Raw genomic sequence first — 17,399 nt, 5'->3', positions numbered from 1 at the left:
TGTACATTAATTATACTTTTCACCTCTGCTAATCCATTTTTCAATATCCTTTGCAGATTTTTCAGCCGGTAATCCAGGGTGTATTACTCCCGCGGTACATTTTTCCGCCGCTTTGACCAAGTCTTCATAAGGTCCAGCCTTCGGATTTTTTATGTATGCTTTGTTATCTTCATTATAGGCGAAAATGTTTGGGTTCAGTTTAATACACTCGTCACAGGAACTACATTCATCTGTTTCCAGCCACGGTGCCATATACTCTCCATTTGACGGTGTTTCTTCAACTAAAACATCGTCCGTCTTTGTAGGATTTTCCAAGGCCATTTTTAGAAGACCATTGCCATCGCCATTACCACCAGCGAGTTGCATAAGACCTTGGGCGATATTCCCAACAACCTCGTTTCTTATTTTTTCTTCGAGGTTTTCTTCCTGTGGTTTTTCTGTTTCTACTCCTGCTATATCACGTAACATCAACCAGAAGTCCCGTCGTTCTTCACAAGACTCTACAATTGGTTTTGCAACCAATACACGATTGAGTTTTTGATTTCTGTCAACCGCCCAGATATACGGGAATTTGCCTTCACGTTCGCTTTCTTCAAGTTCTAAAAACTCTGCCAAAAGCAACATGTTATCATTCCAGGCGCTGCGCGGTACTTTCCTAAAGTGTTTTCTAAATCGCGCCTCTGTTAATGCAAAGTCGGCAAATGTCATTGGTAGCTCCATGGTGCGTTCCTGACCATATTCCAGATATTTTAGTTGGTACGTCGGCCAAATCTGATCCATGGCTGGATTTCCTGCTAAATCAAAGGCTTCCCTAGCTTTTATTCCATGATCCGGATTGTATTTGAATAGGGGATATGCCCTGGATTCCACAGCTAATTTTGCTTGGTGTGCACCTTTATCGTCACCTACGCCGTGTTCCGGTTGGCATGTCGTATACAGGTTAAATAAAGCAGGTCGTTTGGTCATCAAGCCGTCAATGAATCCTTCGATCATTTGACTTGTATTGGCCAATGTGGCTTGCATTACATAGGTGTTTCTATGTGCCATGGCAATAAGGCCAATCTCTTTCCGAGGTTCGCTTTTTCCTTTCCATACCTTACCGTATTGGGCCATATCGGAAACTTGTCCGATAAATCCGGAAGTACATGCTTGCCCTCCCGTGTTGGAATATACCTGCGTATCAAGAACAATTACTTTAATCGGTTTTCCGGAAGCCATCATACGTGAGAGGTTTTGGAAGCCGATATCGTACATGGCGCCATCACCACCGAGTGTTACTACCGGTGGACAAAGCAGCCACTCTTCATCGGTGAACTGTTTCCAGGTAAAATAGGTAAAGAAGTCGTCATGTTCGGACGCATTGTATTTCCCCTCGAGCTCCAATTCTGCTTTACGGATGGCTCTAAACCCATCGGCCATCTTGGCCATATGTCCTTCGAAGACTCCCATCGCCATAGATGGTGAATCCTGGAACAAGTGATTGGCCCAAGGGAATGGGTATGGGTTGAATGGCCAAGTACTGCCCCAAACCGAGGAACAACCAGTGGAGTTAAGAATACCCATGTTGGATCTACCTTTACCCGTTGTTCCATTGGTATATTTCCATTGTAGTTTTTTCAATTGAGCGAGCAGTTGGGTTACATGGCGCAACCAATCTTGGTCAATAGGTTCGCCTCCTTGTTCAGATTCCAATCTGCGGGTAATTTCCGCCATGGTCAAATCTGAATTCTGCATTTCTGACATGATTTTGGACATAGTATCCGAATCGGTCAAATTCACCCGTTTCATCAACTTGGTTTGGATGTGTTTTTCCAGTTTGTCCGTCAACTCATCCAAATATGCCATATGTTTTTCAATACGGGGCTGCATGAGTGATTCCACGGTGGCCGTAAAAATATGTACCACTGATTTTTCGGAACAACCCAAACAGGCACCATCACCACTGGCAAAATTCAAGTAAGCATCTTTATTCAATAGTATGGTTTCCAGCGGACCAATTTTTTCTTCAAGGTCATCGATACGATTGAATTTTGGAGGAGTGTTCGGTAAGTCCAACCAGAAATCCCATTCTTTGTTCAACTTGGCAATGGACCCTTCGGTTTGTGGTATTTTGATCAATGCATCATCATTACAAACGGCCACACACTCCATACATCCCTTACATGTATTTGGATTAATGGTTATGCTGAACAATCCTCCGCTGTTTTCTTCTTTTTTCTCATGCAAATCATAATAAGGACGGGTCAAAGCGAAGTTAAATTCACCCAATTCATCCTTGAACCAACCAAGTTCTTGGGCAACGTCCTTGTTCTTATCGAACTCATCGAGTGTCATGTCGATGGCATGCTGCATGAAATCATTGACAGTTGCTCCATTTTTTGAAGCTGCAAACATTTTTCGAACATGTCCTTCCATTTTACGGACAGCTTTGGGCAAATGTTCCACTTTTCCGTGATTCTTTTTGACACGTTTCACAATGGTATCGAAAACATCGGACACTTCACTGACCAATCCGGGGATGGCGGTATCGGGGCAGACAGTATAACAGCTTCCGCAGGCGGTACAGTTGTTCGGAATCCACTCGGGGTGTTCAAAACGGATACCGGTCATATTTCGGAACACGGATGAAACAGCTGGCATTACACTCAAACCAATAAATGGATCGGTGAGGTTATCATTCCCCATACCTTGGAGATAGAAATTACCGGTTTGTTCCCAAAAACGGTGGATGTCGCTGAGCTGTGATTCGCTCTGAGGGATGTCTTTCATCATCTGTGGAATGGGAAGACTTGCCTTAACACTACCATTGACATTGTTTTTGGCTCCCAATACTTTATTGGTGATTTCGTGTACTTCATCAAAGCCACGTTTTACAACGCGCATGTTATCATCTACCACACGTTGGCCCTTAGAACCAAATTTATGTTGCAATTGGTCTTCAATGGCTTTCAATAATTTTTCTTCGGATAATCCAGATTTACTCATCAATGGAGATGCGGCAAAGAATGCTCCTTGAAAGGCAATCCCCTGCATACGCAATTGCAATTCGGGATCGGTAGCTTCTTCACGTGCAATTTTGAATCCATCAATATAGAACACATGGATATCGTTTTTGATGATGATTTTTTGATAATGTTCAGGAATCTCGGCCCAAACCTCATCCGGTGTATTTTTATCACTTTGAATAATGAAGTTCCCACCTTTTTTTAAACCGGCCAATGCGTTGGTATGCTTAAATACATTGGGGTCGGGGGATAAAACAACATCTACAAAGTAGTATTCACAGTTTATCCGGATAGGTTCCGAAGAGGCGGCGAGATAATAGGTGGTGGGTTGTCCTTTTTTCTCCGAACCGTATTTTGGATTTGCTTTAATATTATATCCCAATAACTCATACAAGGTCATGGCGAGGTTTTTACCCGTGGTAATTGCACCCCAGCCACCAATGGAATGAAAACGGACCGTGATGGCGTCTTTTGGCATAAGGTTAGGGTTCTCTGAACCTCTAACGGCCAACTCCTTAACCATTGGATAGGACTCTTGAATACTTTCTTGATACGCTTTTTGTTTTGGGGAATGAGGTATTTCCCGAATAAAATCTATGGAGAGATAAAATTGTTTTTTGTGTTTACCATCGGGCAACATATTCTCTACCGCCCCAATAATACCTTCAGGTTGTAGGTCTCGGCTACCCATACCAAATGACCCAGAGTACAATGCGGGCATATCGGATATGGAATAAGAAGTCAATTCTGGATAGGCTTTCTGTTTTTTGTTCATGCCATTTTCGACACACTTGTTCAAAACAGACCGTACTTCACGGGCAATCGGGGAATCGACAGCTAATGGTTGGTCCAACCGTTCCAAAATAGTGATTGCCTTTTTCCCTTTCAATATTTCTGCGAGCATATCCGATGGAAATGGCCTAAACATAACAAGGTCAACTACCCCCACCTTAATGCCACGTGTTTCACGAAGGTAATCCACAACAACTTCTGCACTGGGCACCAAGCTGCCTTGACCTAAAATGAGATAATCGGCATCTTCTGCCTTGTAGGTCATTACACGCTGATATCTTCTTCCTGTAAACTGATAATATTCGTCAAATGCGCGATCGGTCAATTCTTTAATATGATCAAAGAAGAATGGGCGTTGGGCAGCAACACTCTGCATGTAAGAATCCTGATTTTGAACGATACCTGCCATAACAGGGTTGTCCACATCCCACAATTCGGGGATCCGGCGACGTGTTTCACCATAAATAATGCGTTGGGCCGGTGTTGGTGTTTTAATGATATCGTCTGGTCGGCCCAGATATTCTTTAATGAGTTCCCGTTCGGGCAAAAGAAACGATTCAATCAAGTGCGTGGTCAAAAATCCATCTTGGGCAATGATACCTGGAGTAAGCGCCAATTCTGCAATGCGGTGAGCAATTATATTAAGGTCGGCTACATGCTGGGCCTTTTTAGCGAACATTTGGAAAAAGCCCGTGTCATCTACAGCATGGTAATCATCGTGCCCCGCATGTACGTTCAAAGTAGATTTTGTCATTGCCCGAGCACCAATATTCAATACATAGGTAAGGCGTTTACCCACTGCGGCATAGAGCGACTCGTGCATATAAGCAATCCCCTGACCGGATGAAAAGTTGGCTGCACGCAAACCGGTCATGGACAAACCTGCAGTTACCGCTGCAGCCGCGTGTTCCCCTTCGGGTTCAATAAATATTAAAGGTTTGTCCGAAATATTCAAATGTCCTTTGGCAGCCGCATCGGCCCAATATTCACCCATTTGGGTAGAAGGTGTAATAGGGAATGCCCCGGCAGCGTCGGTAGATTCCCGTTCGCACATAATTGCGGCCGTATTTCCGTCCATTGCAACCGGCTTGCCCGGATATTTGTATTTGGAGTTTTTCTTGTTCTTATCCGTGGATACTTTTTTTGACCGGCTTATTTTTTGCAATATTGACTCGCTCATAATAGGAGAATTATGGATGTTAAATTTTATGGGTGTGTGCTCAAATACTATGGTTTATTCTATTGACTAGTTGTTTGGTGTATGTGGCCAAATCAATGCAGTTTTGCATCTCATTAAATTCAGCGCTGTACTCATCATCCCTTTTAAATTTTAAGGGACTCAAATCAAAATCGTTGAATTCACTATTAATGGTTTGACATTTATTCAATAATATTTCTACGGTATCCTCTTCATTGAATTCGGTTCCATGTTTTAAGAGAAATCCTTTTAAATAATGGGATATGGATTTTCGTGTGCTTCTACATACCATATAGGGTACGACATCTTCTGCTGGTCGATTTAACTCACTTTGGGCCGCATCAAGAAACTGATCAGCCTGCTCGAATTTGGTTTTGATTTGATTGGTGTCCATATTAAATGTTTTTACTTGGCCATAGAGAACCAAGGCACTTGTTAGGAATTGTCACTAAAATTATTGAAAGTAATGTGTTCATTTAATGACTTTTATCAGTAACCGAACTAAATTTGAAGAAGCAATCTGGCCGGAAAAACCTATTGATATGGTTAGGGTATTATTGTTTGAGGCAAGTTGAACGAATGGGATACCCAGTATTTTCACGAAAATGGAAGTCAAAAAAAATTATAAAATGGAGTAAAAAGAGGGATTTTGCCCATCTCGTGAACAATGTTCCAAGATATTCCGCACCCTTTTTTTACAAATCCATGTTCCTCTTTCTCAATTTGCTCAAGAATTCTTGGGAGATTCCCAAATAGGACGCTATGTGATATTGTGGGACCCGCTGTACAACTGTAGGATATTGTTCCAAGAACATTTTATATCTGTCCATGGCATTTCTGGACATATTTTGAAGCAATCGTTTTTTAAGGGCATGTACATGGCGTTGCATCATGATTCTGAACATCCTTTCTAAGGCCGGGATTGCTTCAAGCAGTTGTTTTTTTGACTCTAAGGATAACATCAACATTTCAGTTTCCTCCAAGGTCTCAATACTTACTTGACTAGGTACTTGGTTTTCAAAACTATTGATTTCACTAATCCACCAATCTTCAATGGCAAATTCAACCGTGTGCTCGTTTCCCTTATGATCTGTGAAAAATTCCCGAGCACAACCTTGCTTAATATAGGCTTCAAAATTACAGATGTCTCCCGAGCGCAAAATGAGTGTGTTTTTTGGAAATTTTTGATATTCAAAGAACTCCAGTGCCATCTCCGCTTCATTATCAGATAATTTAATAAAACGTTCCAAGTATTTTTTCAATTCATTTTTCATAAATCGGTATCGGGGCTGTAATGGTGATTTCTTGTCCTAGTTCAATGAAAAGGGATAAAAAACCCAATAAATTTGTTACGACAATGTATCAAAGAATTTTGAAAAAGACATGTATTGAATAGTTGATATCATGTTTTTGATAAATCAGGCACCAGAGAAGTTGGTGTGAAACATCAATAGCCCATATCCTAAAGTTGTTCTATTTATGGGAGATGAAATGAACCTTAATTTACACTTATGAATTACCGACCAAACAAGAATAGATATAACGAAATGACTTATAATCGTTGTGGCACTAGCGGTTTGTTGCTACCTGCTTTTTCCCTTGGCCTCTGGCATAATTTTGGTGAAATGGACAATTTTCATACTGCCCGTACAATAGTGCGCAATGCATTTGATGCCGGAATTACCCATTTTGACCTTGCAAACAATTATGGTCCCCCACCTGGTTCGGCCGAATCTACTTTTGGTAAAATACTAAAATCGGATTTGGCCCAATACCGGGATGAAATAATTGTGAGCACCAAAGCAGGGTGGAAGATGTGGGATGGTCCTTATGGTGATTTTGGTTCCAAAAAATACTTGGTTTCCAGTTTGGACCAGAGCCTAAAAAGAATGGGGCTGGATTATGTTGATATTTACTATCACCACCGCCCGGACCCATCCACACCTTTGGAGGAAACCATGGGCGCTTTGGATTTAATAGTTCGACAAGGAAAAGCACTTTATGTTGGAATATCCAGCTACAATGCTGAGGAGACAAGGGCTGCCATAAAAATGCTAAAAGAAATGGGAACCCCATGTTTGATTCATCAACCCCGTTATTCCATGTTTGATAGGTGGATTGAAGATGGGTTGTTGGATGTACTAGGGGATGAAGGCGTTGGAAGTATTGTGTTTTCACCCTTGGAACAAGGTTTGTTGACCAACAAATATCTTCATGGAATCCCAGAATCATCAAGAGCTGCTTCCGGACGTGGGAACGGTGCTTTGGAAGCCGACCAAATCACCCCAGAAAAACTGGAGATTGTAGCAAGATTGAATAAGGTGGCAAAAGATAGGGGGCAGACCCTGGCCCAAATGGCACTTTTATGGGTAAAGCGAGACCCAAGGGTTACGTCAGTTCTGCTGGGGGTAAGCAGGCCCGAGCAATTAGAGGACTCGTTACAGGCTTTGCAAAGACCAGGATTTGACGATGGGGAGTTGAGTGCGATTGAAAATATCCTCGCAGGGAAAGTATAAATGGTATAACATGCCTTTGATCATGGTATTATAAAAGTTAACTAAACAATTAAAATGATGAAAAGAGTTTTTTCCATACTTTTTATATTGATGCTGCACTTCCATTTGGTAGCACAGGAGCAGGTATATGAACTGAGAACATATGAATTGGAGTTTGGTAGACCGGAACAGGTGCTTCATGATTATTTAGAAGATGCGTTCATTCCAGCCATGAACCGACAAGGGGTGAAAAATATTGGGGTGTTTGAAGAGGTAGGGGAACGTTTGCCCAGAAAACTATATGTGGTTATCCCTTATAATAACATAGCTGAGTTTCAAAAAAGTAACGAGTTATTGATTCAGGACGGTAAATATATAGAGGATGCAAGCCCATACCTTAAAATATCCGAAGACTTGATTCCGTATAGTAGAATTACCACTGATCTTATTCAATCCACGACGGGTTTCCCTAGCCTTCAGAAGCCGATGGATGATGCTAACTTTTTTGAGCTCAGAATTTACGAAAGTTACAATGAGGATGCCCTAAGAAGAAAAGTAAAAATGTTCAATGACAGTGAATTTGGCATTTTTGAAGATGTTGGCCTTCCCACCGTATTTTTTGGATCTAACATTGCTGGGACCAATATGCCATGCCTCACCTATATGTTGGCATTTAAAGATAAGGAAGCCCACACGGAAGCATGGGGCAAGTTTGGTCCGCACCCGGAATGGAAGCGAATCTCAAATATGGAAGAATATGCAAATGCCATGAACAATATCATCCGGGTATTTTTAAGGCCACTTCCATATTCTCAGTTGTAGTGTGCAACAAGGTTAAAAAGGTCCCTTCTTCTTGGTTTACCATGTTTCTGTTCAAAAAGCGATTGTTAGTCGGATTGATTCAGTGATTTATATCATTGTCTAAGGCTATTTATTGAGCTAGTTTCAAACTATGAAAATAGCTCTGACTTTGGTTCGATATTTAGCTTTTGGCCTGAGTATTTTGCTTCTTGCTGCCATAAAGCCCACTCAAGATTTATCTGCGAAGGAGATTGTTAAAAGGGCTGATGACAATATTAGGGGAAATACGTCCCAAGCAGATATTACCATCCAAATTATACGTCCATCTTGGCAAAGGGAAATGGAAATGAAAGCTTGGACCAAAGGGGATGACTATACCTTGATTCTTGTACAGGCTCCTGCCAAGGAAAAGGGTATTATTTTTCTTAAACGCACAAAAGAAGTTTGGAACTGGATACCAGCCATTGAACGCACCATTAAACTGCCTCCTTCGATGATGTCGCAGAGTTGGATGGGCACGGACTTTACCAATGATGATTTGGTTAAGGAAGCCTCATCGGTCAAAGACTATGATCACAAACATTTGGGCAAGGAATCTATTGAAGGCAAAGAATGCTACAAAATTGAAATGATACCGAAACCTTCAGCTGCCATTGTTTGGGAAAAGGTAATCGTATGGATAGACACCCAGGATTTTCTTCAGATCAAGGCAGAGTTTTATGATGAAGACGGTGAACTGGTCAACATCATGAATTCAAGTGATGTCAAAATCTTTGGTTCAAGAAAAGTGACCACACGGATAGAAATGATTCCTACGGACAAGGAAGGGTACAAAACCGTAATCAGGTACAATCATCTCCTATATGATGAGGAGATTCCCGACAGTTTTTTCACTACACGAAACATGATGCAATTGAAATGATGTTCCTAAAATTGGCATGGTTGAATATTTGGCGCAACAGGCGAAGAACACTGATTACCGTTGCCTCAGTTTTCTTTGCCGTGCTTTTGGCCATTACCTTTCGCTCGGTTACCGATGGAGTTTATGAAAACATGATTCATAATGTGGTCAGCTACTCATCGGGTTATCTTCAAATCCATAAGAAAGGCTATTGGGATGAACAATCGATAGACCACTCTTTTGAAGCCGATGAACAGCTTTCTAAAAAATTACTTAACAATCCCAAGATCACCTACCTTATGCCTCGGTTGGAAACCTTTGCCCTGTCATCGTTTGCCGATAAAACCAAAGGAGTGATGGTATTGGGGATAGATCCTGTGAGTGAAAAAGAAGTAAACCGCCTCAATGAAAAGATTATTGAAGGGCAATATTTTGAAAGTAACAATGTGGACCATATCCTTATTGGCAGTGGGTTGGCAGAACAACTTAACACCAAGGTAAACGACACTCTTGTTTTGATTGGACAAGGGTACCACGCAAGTAGTGCCGCGGGTAAATTCAAAATCGATGGTATTTTAAAGCTGGGGTCTCCCGAGCTGAACAGTAATGTCATCTACATGCCATTGCAAGCATCCCAATATCTGTACGGTGCAGAAAACCGATTGACATCATTGTCCATAATGCTCGGTAAAACTTCGGATTTGGAAAGTTCCAAAAGAGCTGTAGAAAATACCATTGACATTGAGGCTTATGAAGTGATGACATGGAAACAAATGATGCCTGAGATGGATCAGTTTATTGAAGCGGACAGTGCGGGGCATTATATTATCATCGGAATTCTCTACTTCATCATATCCTTTGGATTGTTTGGTACTTTATTGATGATGACCTTTGAACGAAATCGGGAATTTGGTATTCTGATTGCCATCGGTATGAAAAAACGTCTATTGGCCTATGTAGTACTGTTGGAATCAATCATGATTTCATTGATGGGCTGTTTGATGGGTGTGTTAGCGGGCATATTGATTGTTCATTTGTTCACGGAAAACCCTGTCCAATTTAGTGGATCGCTAAGGGAGGTATATGAAGATTATGGTTTTGAGCCCATTATTTATTTTTCGGGTCATATCCGAATTTTCATTACTCAAACCTTGATTATATTGGTATTGGCCATTTTATTGGCCCTTTACCCTGGATTTAAAATATTAAGGCTTAAGCCTGTAGATGCCATAAATAGTTGATTATGTTGGTTCAAATAGCTTGGCGGAACATTTGGCGCAACAAAACACGAAGTTTTGTGGTGATTGGCTCCATTGTAATTGGTCTGTGGGCCAGCGTATTCATTTTGGCCTTTGCTTGGGGGCTTTACAAAAACAACATTGATGAATCTGTAAACAGGCAACTATCCCATATCCAGATACATCATCCTGAATTTACCAATCAACAGGAATCCAAATATGTCATCAAAAATTCCGATTCCATTCTTTCAATACTTCAAAAAGAAGACCTGGTTCAAGCCGCAAGTGCACGCTCCATTACCCAAGGGATGATTACATCCCCTACAACCGTTGCTGGTGTCACAATTTATGGCATATCCCCAAAAGCTGAAATAAAACAAATTGGCCTAAACCAAAATTTGATAGCGGGAGATTACTTTGCTTCGGGAAAAGGCAATGAAATCTTTATAGGAGAAAAACTGACCAAAAAACTCAAGATTAAATTACGAAGTAAGGTCGTGGTTACTTTTACAGATATCAATTCCAATATAGTTTCTGCCGCATTTCGAGTTGGTGGAATCTATAAATCCAAGAACCTTTCCTTGGATGAAGTGAATGTCTATGTTCAAAAACAATCCTTGGACAAACTCTTGGATTTACAGCCTTCGGAAAGTAATGAATTGGCCATTTTATTGAAAGATGAAGCAACATTGGAAAGTTATAAAACTGGTGTTCAACAGTTGGCTCCCAACGGAAAAGTGGAAGATTGGAAGGACCTTTCCCCTCATCTGGAGATGGTAATAGAATCTTTCAATCTATACACCTATATCATTACTGGCATTATTCTTTTAGCGCTCACTTTTGGTATTGTGAATACCATGCTCATGTCCGTTTTGGAACGAATTAGGGAACTGGGTATGCTGATGGCCATTGGATTCAACAAGAGAAAGATATTTTCCATGATTATGTTGGAAACCTTTTTTCTAACATTGATCGGATGCCCCCTTGGACTTTTTATCGGATGGTTGAGTATTCTTATTTTAGGAACCTACGGTATCAATATCGCCATTTTCTCCGAAGGATTGGCCAGTTACGGATTTAGTTCCATCATCTATCCTGAATTGGATGATCAAATCTATTGGATCGTGGCTATTATGTGTCTGATTACAGCACTGTTATCGGCCATATACCCCGCGTACAGGGCTTTACAATTAAATCCTGCAGAATCAATTCGAAAAATCTAGCACCATGGGAAAAACAATCATTGATGCACATAACGTTAGTAAGACATATCAAGAAACAATGATTCCTGTAAAGGCATTACAAGATGTGCATCTACATATAGAAGAAGGAGAATTTGTTGCTTTGGTGGGGCCATCGGGCTCTGGTAAATCCACCCTTTTGAACATGATAGGTGGCCTTGACGAGCCCACTTCGGGAACCGTGTTTGTAGATGGTGTGGAAATTACTAAACTATCAGAAAACAAAATGATTGATTTTAGGCTTCAAAATATTGGTTTTGTATTTCAGTCCTTTAACCTGATACCTGTGCTTACTTCTAGGGAAAACATTGGATTTGTGCTCCAATTGCAAAAAGTCCCCAAAAAAGATAGGGAAAAAAGGGTCTTGGAACTGCTTCGGGAAGTAGGTCTGGAGGAGAAGGTCAATAGTAGACCGGGAGAACTTTCAGGAGGACAACAACAAAGGGTCGCGGTGGCCCGGGCCTTGGCTTCCAAGCCCAAAATAATTTTGGCCGACGAGCCAACGGCCAATCTGGATTCAAAATCAGCAGGCAATTTACTGGACATCATGGCCAAATTGAACCAAGAGGAAAAAATTACCTTCCTGTTTTCCACTCACGACCAAAGAGTAATCGAAAAAGCCAGAAGAGTAATTACTTTGGTTGATGGTAAGGTGGATTCTGATGTTGTGCAAACTCCTACTTGAGCATCATGAAACTTTCACCGATCATAGGGTTCATTATTGTACTGCTCATGCCCATTTGGATGTTGGGACAGGAAAAGGAACATAAACTGATGCTAAGCGGGTATGTCAAAAACCTACACCAAATACAGTTTGTGGATAACTTGGACCAACTACAATGGACCACATTGGTACATAATAGGCTGAATTTTGCCTATGCACCCTCAAAGGGCATTACCATGCGATTGGAATTTCGAAACCGAATTTTTTATGGTGATGCAGTGTCGAATATTCCTGGGTTTTCTGACCTAATGGGAATGGATAATGGATGGGTTGACCTGACCTGGAATTTGGGAGAATCGGAGCATATGCTATTTACTTCAACAATCGATAGGGCATCCATTAAGTATAGTAAAGGAGATTGGGATATTACAGTGGGAAGGCAAAGGGTTAATTGGGGACGGAACTTGATATGGAACCCAAACGATATTTTCAACACCTATAATTTTCTAGATTTTGATTATGAAGAGCGCCCTGGAAGTGATGCAATACGAATCCAGTACTATACCGGTGATTTTAGTAAAGTGGAACTGGCCTCAAAAAAAGGTAGGGTAAAGGATGACCATATCATTGCCCTTTTGTACGGTTTTAATAAATGGTCTTATGATTTTCAATTGATTGCCGGTATCTATCAGAACGATTGGGTAATGGGGACAGGATGGTCGGGCAACTTGAAAAACATGGGGTTCAAGGGCGAGGTGTCCTATTTTGTGCCACGCAAGGATTACATGGAATCCAATAATGTTTGGAGTGCTTCGATATCTCTTGATTATGGTTTTAAAAACGGGCTTTACCTATATGGATCGGCACTGTATAATGAAAGTGCCTCCGATTTTGAGGGCGGTGTTGAAAATATGACCCTGAGTGAAATCACGGCCAAAGATTTAATGCCCTTTGAGTTTTCCAGTTATTTGCAATTGGTAAAGGAGTTCTCGCCAATCCTTTCGGCGTCGTTTGGTGCCGTATATTCCCCAACCAATCATTCGCTCATAGCAATACCTACATTTACGTATTCCCTTGCCACTAACTGGGAAATGGATCTAATTTCCCAATCCTTTTTTGAATTCGAGAAGTACCGATCTTTAGGACATAATATTTTTTTTAGGATTCGATGGAGTTTTTAAAAGACTTCATATGGATAGGTTTTTTCTTAATTATGCATGCTTAGTCACTGCCAAGATGCCCAAAATGAGGGGAGTCCAACTTACATCATTATCGGAGTAACCTAAACTTGGTGAAGTTTTAAAGCTGTTTAATAAATTGATTTTCCTTTATAAAATAGCTGTTATCCGTATCCAATCCATCAATCGGATTTTTATCCAGTATTATTATTGTTTTTTTACCCTTCATCCCATTCAATAGGGATTTTATGTAGTCCTCTGTCTCAGGGTTTAATTCTTCAAAAGGTTCATCAATTAGCAATATTGGTTTGTTGGTCAATAGTGCTCGGCAATACATCAATATTTTCTTTTGACTGCCCGTCAAAATATTTCCCAAGTCTCCAATTCTATCATCAAGAGTCAAAATATCTTTTGGATGTTCAAACTGCTGAAGGTCCTTTAAAAGAGCCACTGACTTATGTTTTTTATGCTTTTTTCTGGAATAGACAATAGCTTCATAAACATCTTTTCCATAAAGTGGAAAATCTTTGGAAACAACGGCAATATTCTTACGGATGGACTTTTCGGATAGTTGGTCTATGGTATTTTTTCCATAGGTTATATTTCCTTTTTTTGGAGGATACATCTTAAGCAAAAGACCCACAAAAGCACTTTTGCCCGCTCCTGAGTTGCCAATGATAGCAGTTGTACTCTTTGGTTTTATTTTAAAAGAAGTGTTTTTAAATACTTCTCGATTGGAGTTGGGGTAACTAAATGTAATATCCTTGAAGGCTATTTCCTTGTCTTTCACGTCCAAACTTTGAAAGGCCAAGGAGTTTTCTGCCTTGAGGGAAAGTATTTTAATTAGTTTTTCGAAGGAAATATTTCCCAATTTCCAAACAATGCTCACACGCAAAATCCTTCTAAATATGGGAAGGAAAGAAATTATTAAAAGGATCAATATCAATAAAACCGATTGATCCACAGTGCTATCGTTGGCGTTATTCGAATAATACACGTAGGACATTAAAATACCGAGCATGACATATGTCAAAGCAGGAATGAGCGCCTGTATGGAACTGGCCACTTTTTGATACTTCTTTCCTATTTCCAAAAGTTCACCGGAACGTTTTCTATACCGTTTCTCCTCTGGAGTATATTTATTGAAAGCCTTTATGGTGTGAATACCCCTTAAGCGGGTATTGATAAAGGACAATATTTGAGATCGTTTATTTCGGCGCTTCACGGAAATTGTGTACAGCAATTTATTGATAAAGAACAGGATAAGCGAGAATATAATAATCGACCCACTTAAGATAAGTCCCAAGTTGATATCAATATAAGCAATGGTAACCAAAAGAATGGCAATCAAAAACACATCCTGCAGGAATCGTAACAACCCTCTGGAGATATAATTTTGGATGCTTTTTAGGTCACCGCTGTACCGTAGCAAATATTTTCCGATACCTTTTTGGTCATATACTTCTGTAGCAACTTGTAACTGATGGGCAAATAATTTTTCCCGTAGATCCTTTGCAAATTTTTCACAGATAAGAGCAATAAGGTATTTATTGATGTATTCGAATACAAAGCGAATCCCCACAATGCAGAAAAAGAAAACCAGAAATTCCGTAAAAACCTGAGTATTGATAAACGGAACCGATTTAATAATCTGTAATCGGTGTGAGGAAAAGCCAAAATTGAATTCGTAGAATCTCCCAATACTTATTGGAATCAACAGTGTGAGTATATTGTACAAAAGACCACTTAAAAAAGTGGTCAGGAACAAGTAACTGTTGGTTTTAGCAAATTCCGTTATTAGCTGCCATTTTGTTTTCAAAAACTTCTGTTTTTTTACTTTGCTCTAAAGTATCGATTATTTCTTTTGACATTAATTCCTCTCCTAACAAAACTTTGTAACCAGAGGTATTCCTTACTTCATCAACCATCAAAGGGCTGGTAGTGAAAAGTCCTGTAACCCCAATGACATTGTAATTAAGTCCTTTCAGCATATTGGCGCCAGAGATGGCACTCATACTATCAGTTGCTGAAAACAATACTCCAAAAACATTTTGGGCAAAAACACTATCATTGAGCAATGCGGAAGTTTCTCTTTGCAACAACCCATCGGCTATTTCAACAACAATTACATCAGGAGCAATGCTTTTTGCTTTGTCGAATAAGTATTTGTATAATATCAAAAGTTCTCGTGTGGAACACATATATGTGGATGGAAAGCCGAAATCTGAAAAATCCAGGGACATTTTAGCTCCATAATCCCGTACCATGGCCCTATCCTTTGTATAGGCAGTACCGGTTAGTTTAATATAGGCCACTTTCTTCTTTGCCAATTTAAGACCTCTCGTTAAAAAGGCGGCGGAGGTAGTTTTTCCACTATCCATACCAGTCCCAAGGGAAAGAATTACTTTAGGTGCCTGCGTTGTGGATGGAGAAATAAGTTCCAAAGGCGCCTCATGGTTCAAGTATTTTGTGTTGATTACTTGACCTGTTTCATCCACAACGTAGCCGACCAAGCTTACCGTAGTTGGACCAACCAACTCGAATTTACTGTGAATGGAGGCCATTGTCCCTATAACACCCCCTTGACCAAGTATTTGATAGTTTGTACGGTATTCCTTGGGCAAATAACCCTCAAGTTGTTCTGTTGCATATCTATTGCCGAATGTTGCCATGATCAGATCCCCGGGAAGAATATATCTGTTATTTCCATTTATGGTCTGCACACGGGTATGTTTGCCTACTTCCTTTATTCGAAATATCGCCACATCGCCAGCTTTTGGAAGATGAGTTCGTTTAATAAATTTATTGACCAATGTACTAGAGACATTTCTACAAATAATTGTTTTCTTAAAGTTGGAAGGTTTTATTTTATGAAGTTTCATAATCAAGGATTATTTTAAGGTGAATGAAAGATGGAATCCCAAAACATTGTAATTGTTTTCGGGTAAGAAATCTGTGTTGAACTCTTTTTGAATGATATAATAGATACTGACTCCCATTGGAAAATCTTCGAACGGTTTAAAGTTTACGCCCGGCTTTAGGCGGTATCGTTTTATACCGCTACTTATATCACCTCCAGCGTAATAGAAAAATTGATTTTCCAAATAGGGAGCCAAACTGGACCTTCTCACATTATAGATCAACCTAGCTGCATAGAGTCCTCGTACTTGGTATTTCTCCAACGAATTGAAGAAGTATTGTATCTCCGGTTCATGCCTTAGTGAAAGTCTTTTAACAATATCATGCCTATAGGAAAAATTCCCGTAAACACGTCCGATTGCCAATTTTCCAAACATAAGGGTATTGACTCCTTGGTCCCGTAATGACCTTGAATCATTGAACAAGCCATTTACATAACCGGCCTCTACATAGGTCCTTCTTTTTATCTTGTATTTAAAAGCCAATTTGGTCTGAGAAAAACTATATCCAGCTGGATTAACATTGTAGCTGAACATTTGGCCGAATATTGCGTCAAGTTTTTCTGTGATTCCATATTTCAGGCCGACGCCGGACCAGACCTTTAAATTTTCCGTTAAGTCTTGGGAACGGACTACATATCCCATCATTATAAAAATAATGATAAGCCCTTTTTTAGATAAGTTCATTGAGAATGGGGTTAAAGATTTGAATTATTGAGGTTTTATTTAAAACAACTCACATTTCAAAACCCCTACCTGGGAATAGGTTTTTATTTAAAGTTTCACGTCCAGAACTTATGGTTATTGATGGTAGCGAATTTATACTCTTTACGTATAATCAAAAAAAGCCTCCAATCTTGGAGGCTTTTAAATTTTATGGATGAACAAAGTCTACAGCGACCAAGCTTTCCCACCGGTCAATGTTTGCAAATCGCCACAGGGAACGTACTCCCCGGGAATCGGCAAAT

At 40.2% G+C, this 17,399-nt stretch carries 13 protein-coding genes; 7 read left to right on the top strand and 6 right to left on the bottom strand.

All coding sequences use genetic code 11. From position 1 onward, the window contains the following. Positions 1-6: 6 nt before the first annotated feature. From ACQQ5U_RS14365 to ACQQ5U_RS14355, 3 genes are all read right to left on the bottom strand, one after another. The gene (locus ACQQ5U_RS14365) at positions 7-4,977 is read right to left on the bottom strand and encodes a 2-oxoacid:acceptor oxidoreductase family protein (protein ID WP_437398540.1); all 4,971 of its coding nucleotides are present in this window, start codon (positions 4,975-4,977) and stop codon (positions 7-9) included. Between the two features lie 40 nt (positions 4,978-5,017). Beyond that, on the bottom strand, positions 5,018-5,389 hold the full coding sequence (locus ACQQ5U_RS14360; protein WP_437398538.1) for a HEPN domain-containing protein: 372 nt from the start codon (positions 5,387-5,389) through the stop codon (positions 5,018-5,020). Between the two features lie 301 nt (positions 5,390-5,690). Further along, the gene (locus ACQQ5U_RS14355) at positions 5,691-6,269 is read right to left on the bottom strand and encodes a Crp/Fnr family transcriptional regulator (protein ID WP_437398536.1); all 579 of its coding nucleotides are present in this window, start codon (positions 6,267-6,269) and stop codon (positions 5,691-5,693) included. A 237-nt stretch (positions 6,270-6,506) separates the two neighbouring features. On the opposite strand from ACQQ5U_RS14355, the gene ACQQ5U_RS14350 reads away from it, so the two are divergent. From ACQQ5U_RS14350 to ACQQ5U_RS14320, 7 genes are all read left to right on the top strand, one after another. After that, the gene (locus tag ACQQ5U_RS14350) at positions 6,507-7,511 is read left to right on the top strand and encodes an aldo/keto reductase (protein WP_437398534.1); all 1,005 of its coding nucleotides are present in this window, start codon (positions 6,507-6,509) and stop codon (positions 7,509-7,511) included. A 54-nt stretch (positions 7,512-7,565) separates the two neighbouring features. Then, positions 7,566-8,312, top strand: a complete 747-nt coding sequence (locus ACQQ5U_RS14345) for an NIPSNAP family protein (protein WP_437398532.1) — start codon at positions 7,566-7,568, stop codon at positions 8,310-8,312. A gap of 130 nt (positions 8,313-8,442) precedes the next feature. Further along, entirely contained in the window at positions 8,443-9,213 is a 771-nt protein-coding gene (locus tag ACQQ5U_RS14340) for an outer membrane lipoprotein-sorting protein (protein WP_437398530.1), read from the top strand. Beyond that, on the top strand, positions 9,210-10,433 hold the full coding sequence (locus ACQQ5U_RS14335) for an ABC transporter permease (protein WP_437398528.1): 1,224 nt from the start codon (positions 9,210-9,212) through the stop codon (positions 10,431-10,433). Before ACQQ5U_RS14340 ends, ACQQ5U_RS14335 begins: the two co-directional genes overlap by 4 nt. Positions 10,434-10,435: 2 nt before the next feature. Further along, positions 10,436-11,653 carry an ABC transporter permease gene (locus ACQQ5U_RS14330; RefSeq protein WP_437398527.1) on the top strand — a complete coding sequence of 406 codons (1,218 nt, stop codon included), beginning with the start codon at positions 10,436-10,438 and terminating at the stop codon, positions 11,651-11,653. Between the two features lie 4 nt (positions 11,654-11,657). Beyond that, positions 11,658-12,356, top strand: coding sequence for an ABC transporter ATP-binding protein (locus ACQQ5U_RS14325; RefSeq protein ID WP_437398525.1), 699 nt, complete (start codon positions 11,658-11,660; stop codon positions 12,354-12,356). A gap of 5 nt (positions 12,357-12,361) precedes the next feature. Next, positions 12,362-13,516, top strand: coding sequence for a hypothetical protein (locus tag ACQQ5U_RS14320; RefSeq protein ID WP_437398523.1), 1,155 nt, complete (start codon positions 12,362-12,364; stop codon positions 13,514-13,516). Between the two features lie 118 nt (positions 13,517-13,634). Here ACQQ5U_RS14320 and ACQQ5U_RS14315 read toward each other — a convergent pair whose 3' ends face one another. From ACQQ5U_RS14315 to ACQQ5U_RS14305, 3 genes are read right to left on the bottom strand one after another with little or no spacing between them, the layout of a single operon-like run. Continuing rightward, positions 13,635-15,332, bottom strand: coding sequence for an ABC transporter transmembrane domain-containing protein (locus tag ACQQ5U_RS14315; RefSeq protein ID WP_437398521.1), 1,698 nt, complete (start codon positions 15,330-15,332; stop codon positions 13,635-13,637). Next, positions 15,295-16,395, bottom strand: coding sequence for a hypothetical protein (locus ACQQ5U_RS14310; RefSeq protein WP_437398519.1), 1,101 nt, complete (start codon positions 16,393-16,395; stop codon positions 15,295-15,297). The genes ACQQ5U_RS14315 and ACQQ5U_RS14310 overlap by 38 nt, the downstream gene beginning before the upstream one ends. 9 nt (positions 16,396-16,404) lie before the next feature. Continuing rightward, positions 16,405-17,118: a hypothetical protein gene (locus ACQQ5U_RS14305; RefSeq protein ID WP_437398517.1), complete on the bottom strand. Its 714-nt coding sequence runs from the start codon at positions 17,116-17,118 to the stop codon at positions 16,405-16,407. Positions 17,119-17,399 lie beyond the last annotated feature (281 nt).

The organism is Flagellimonas lutimaris, from assembly GCF_051494225.1.
Taxonomy (GTDB): domain Bacteria; phylum Bacteroidota; class Bacteroidia; order Flavobacteriales; family Flavobacteriaceae; genus Flagellimonas; species Flagellimonas lutimaris_A.
The sequence above is the reverse complement of the archived record's forward strand: the minus strand, read 5'-3'. Positions and strand labels throughout refer to the sequence as shown.

Coding starts and splice junctions, on each gene's coding strand:
- ACQQ5U_RS14365 (WP_437398540.1), bottom strand. CDS start 4,977: ATGAGCGAGTCAATATTGCAAAAAATAAGCCGGTCAAAAAAAGTATCC.
- ACQQ5U_RS14360 (WP_437398538.1), bottom strand. CDS start 5,389: ATGGACACCAATCAAATCAAAACCAAATTCGAGCAGGCTGATCAGTTT.
- ACQQ5U_RS14355 (WP_437398536.1), bottom strand. CDS start 6,269: ATGAAAAATGAATTGAAAAAATACTTGGAACGTTTTATTAAATTATCT.
- ACQQ5U_RS14350 (WP_437398534.1), top strand. CDS start 6,507: ATGAATTACCGACCAAACAAGAATAGATATAACGAAATGACTTATAAT.
- ACQQ5U_RS14345 (WP_437398532.1), top strand. CDS start 7,566: ATGATGAAAAGAGTTTTTTCCATACTTTTTATATTGATGCTGCACTTC.
- ACQQ5U_RS14340 (WP_437398530.1), top strand. CDS start 8,443: ATGAAAATAGCTCTGACTTTGGTTCGATATTTAGCTTTTGGCCTGAGT.
- ACQQ5U_RS14335 (WP_437398528.1), top strand. CDS start 9,210: ATGATGTTCCTAAAATTGGCATGGTTGAATATTTGGCGCAACAGGCGA.
- ACQQ5U_RS14330 (WP_437398527.1), top strand. CDS start 10,436: ATGTTGGTTCAAATAGCTTGGCGGAACATTTGGCGCAACAAAACACGA.
- ACQQ5U_RS14325 (WP_437398525.1), top strand. CDS start 11,658: ATGGGAAAAACAATCATTGATGCACATAACGTTAGTAAGACATATCAA.
- ACQQ5U_RS14320 (WP_437398523.1), top strand. CDS start 12,362: ATGAAACTTTCACCGATCATAGGGTTCATTATTGTACTGCTCATGCCC.
- ACQQ5U_RS14310 (WP_437398519.1), bottom strand. CDS start 16,395: ATGAAACTTCATAAAATAAAACCTTCCAACTTTAAGAAAACAATTATT.
- ACQQ5U_RS14305 (WP_437398517.1), bottom strand. CDS start 17,118: ATGAACTTATCTAAAAAAGGGCTTATCATTATTTTTATAATGATGGGA.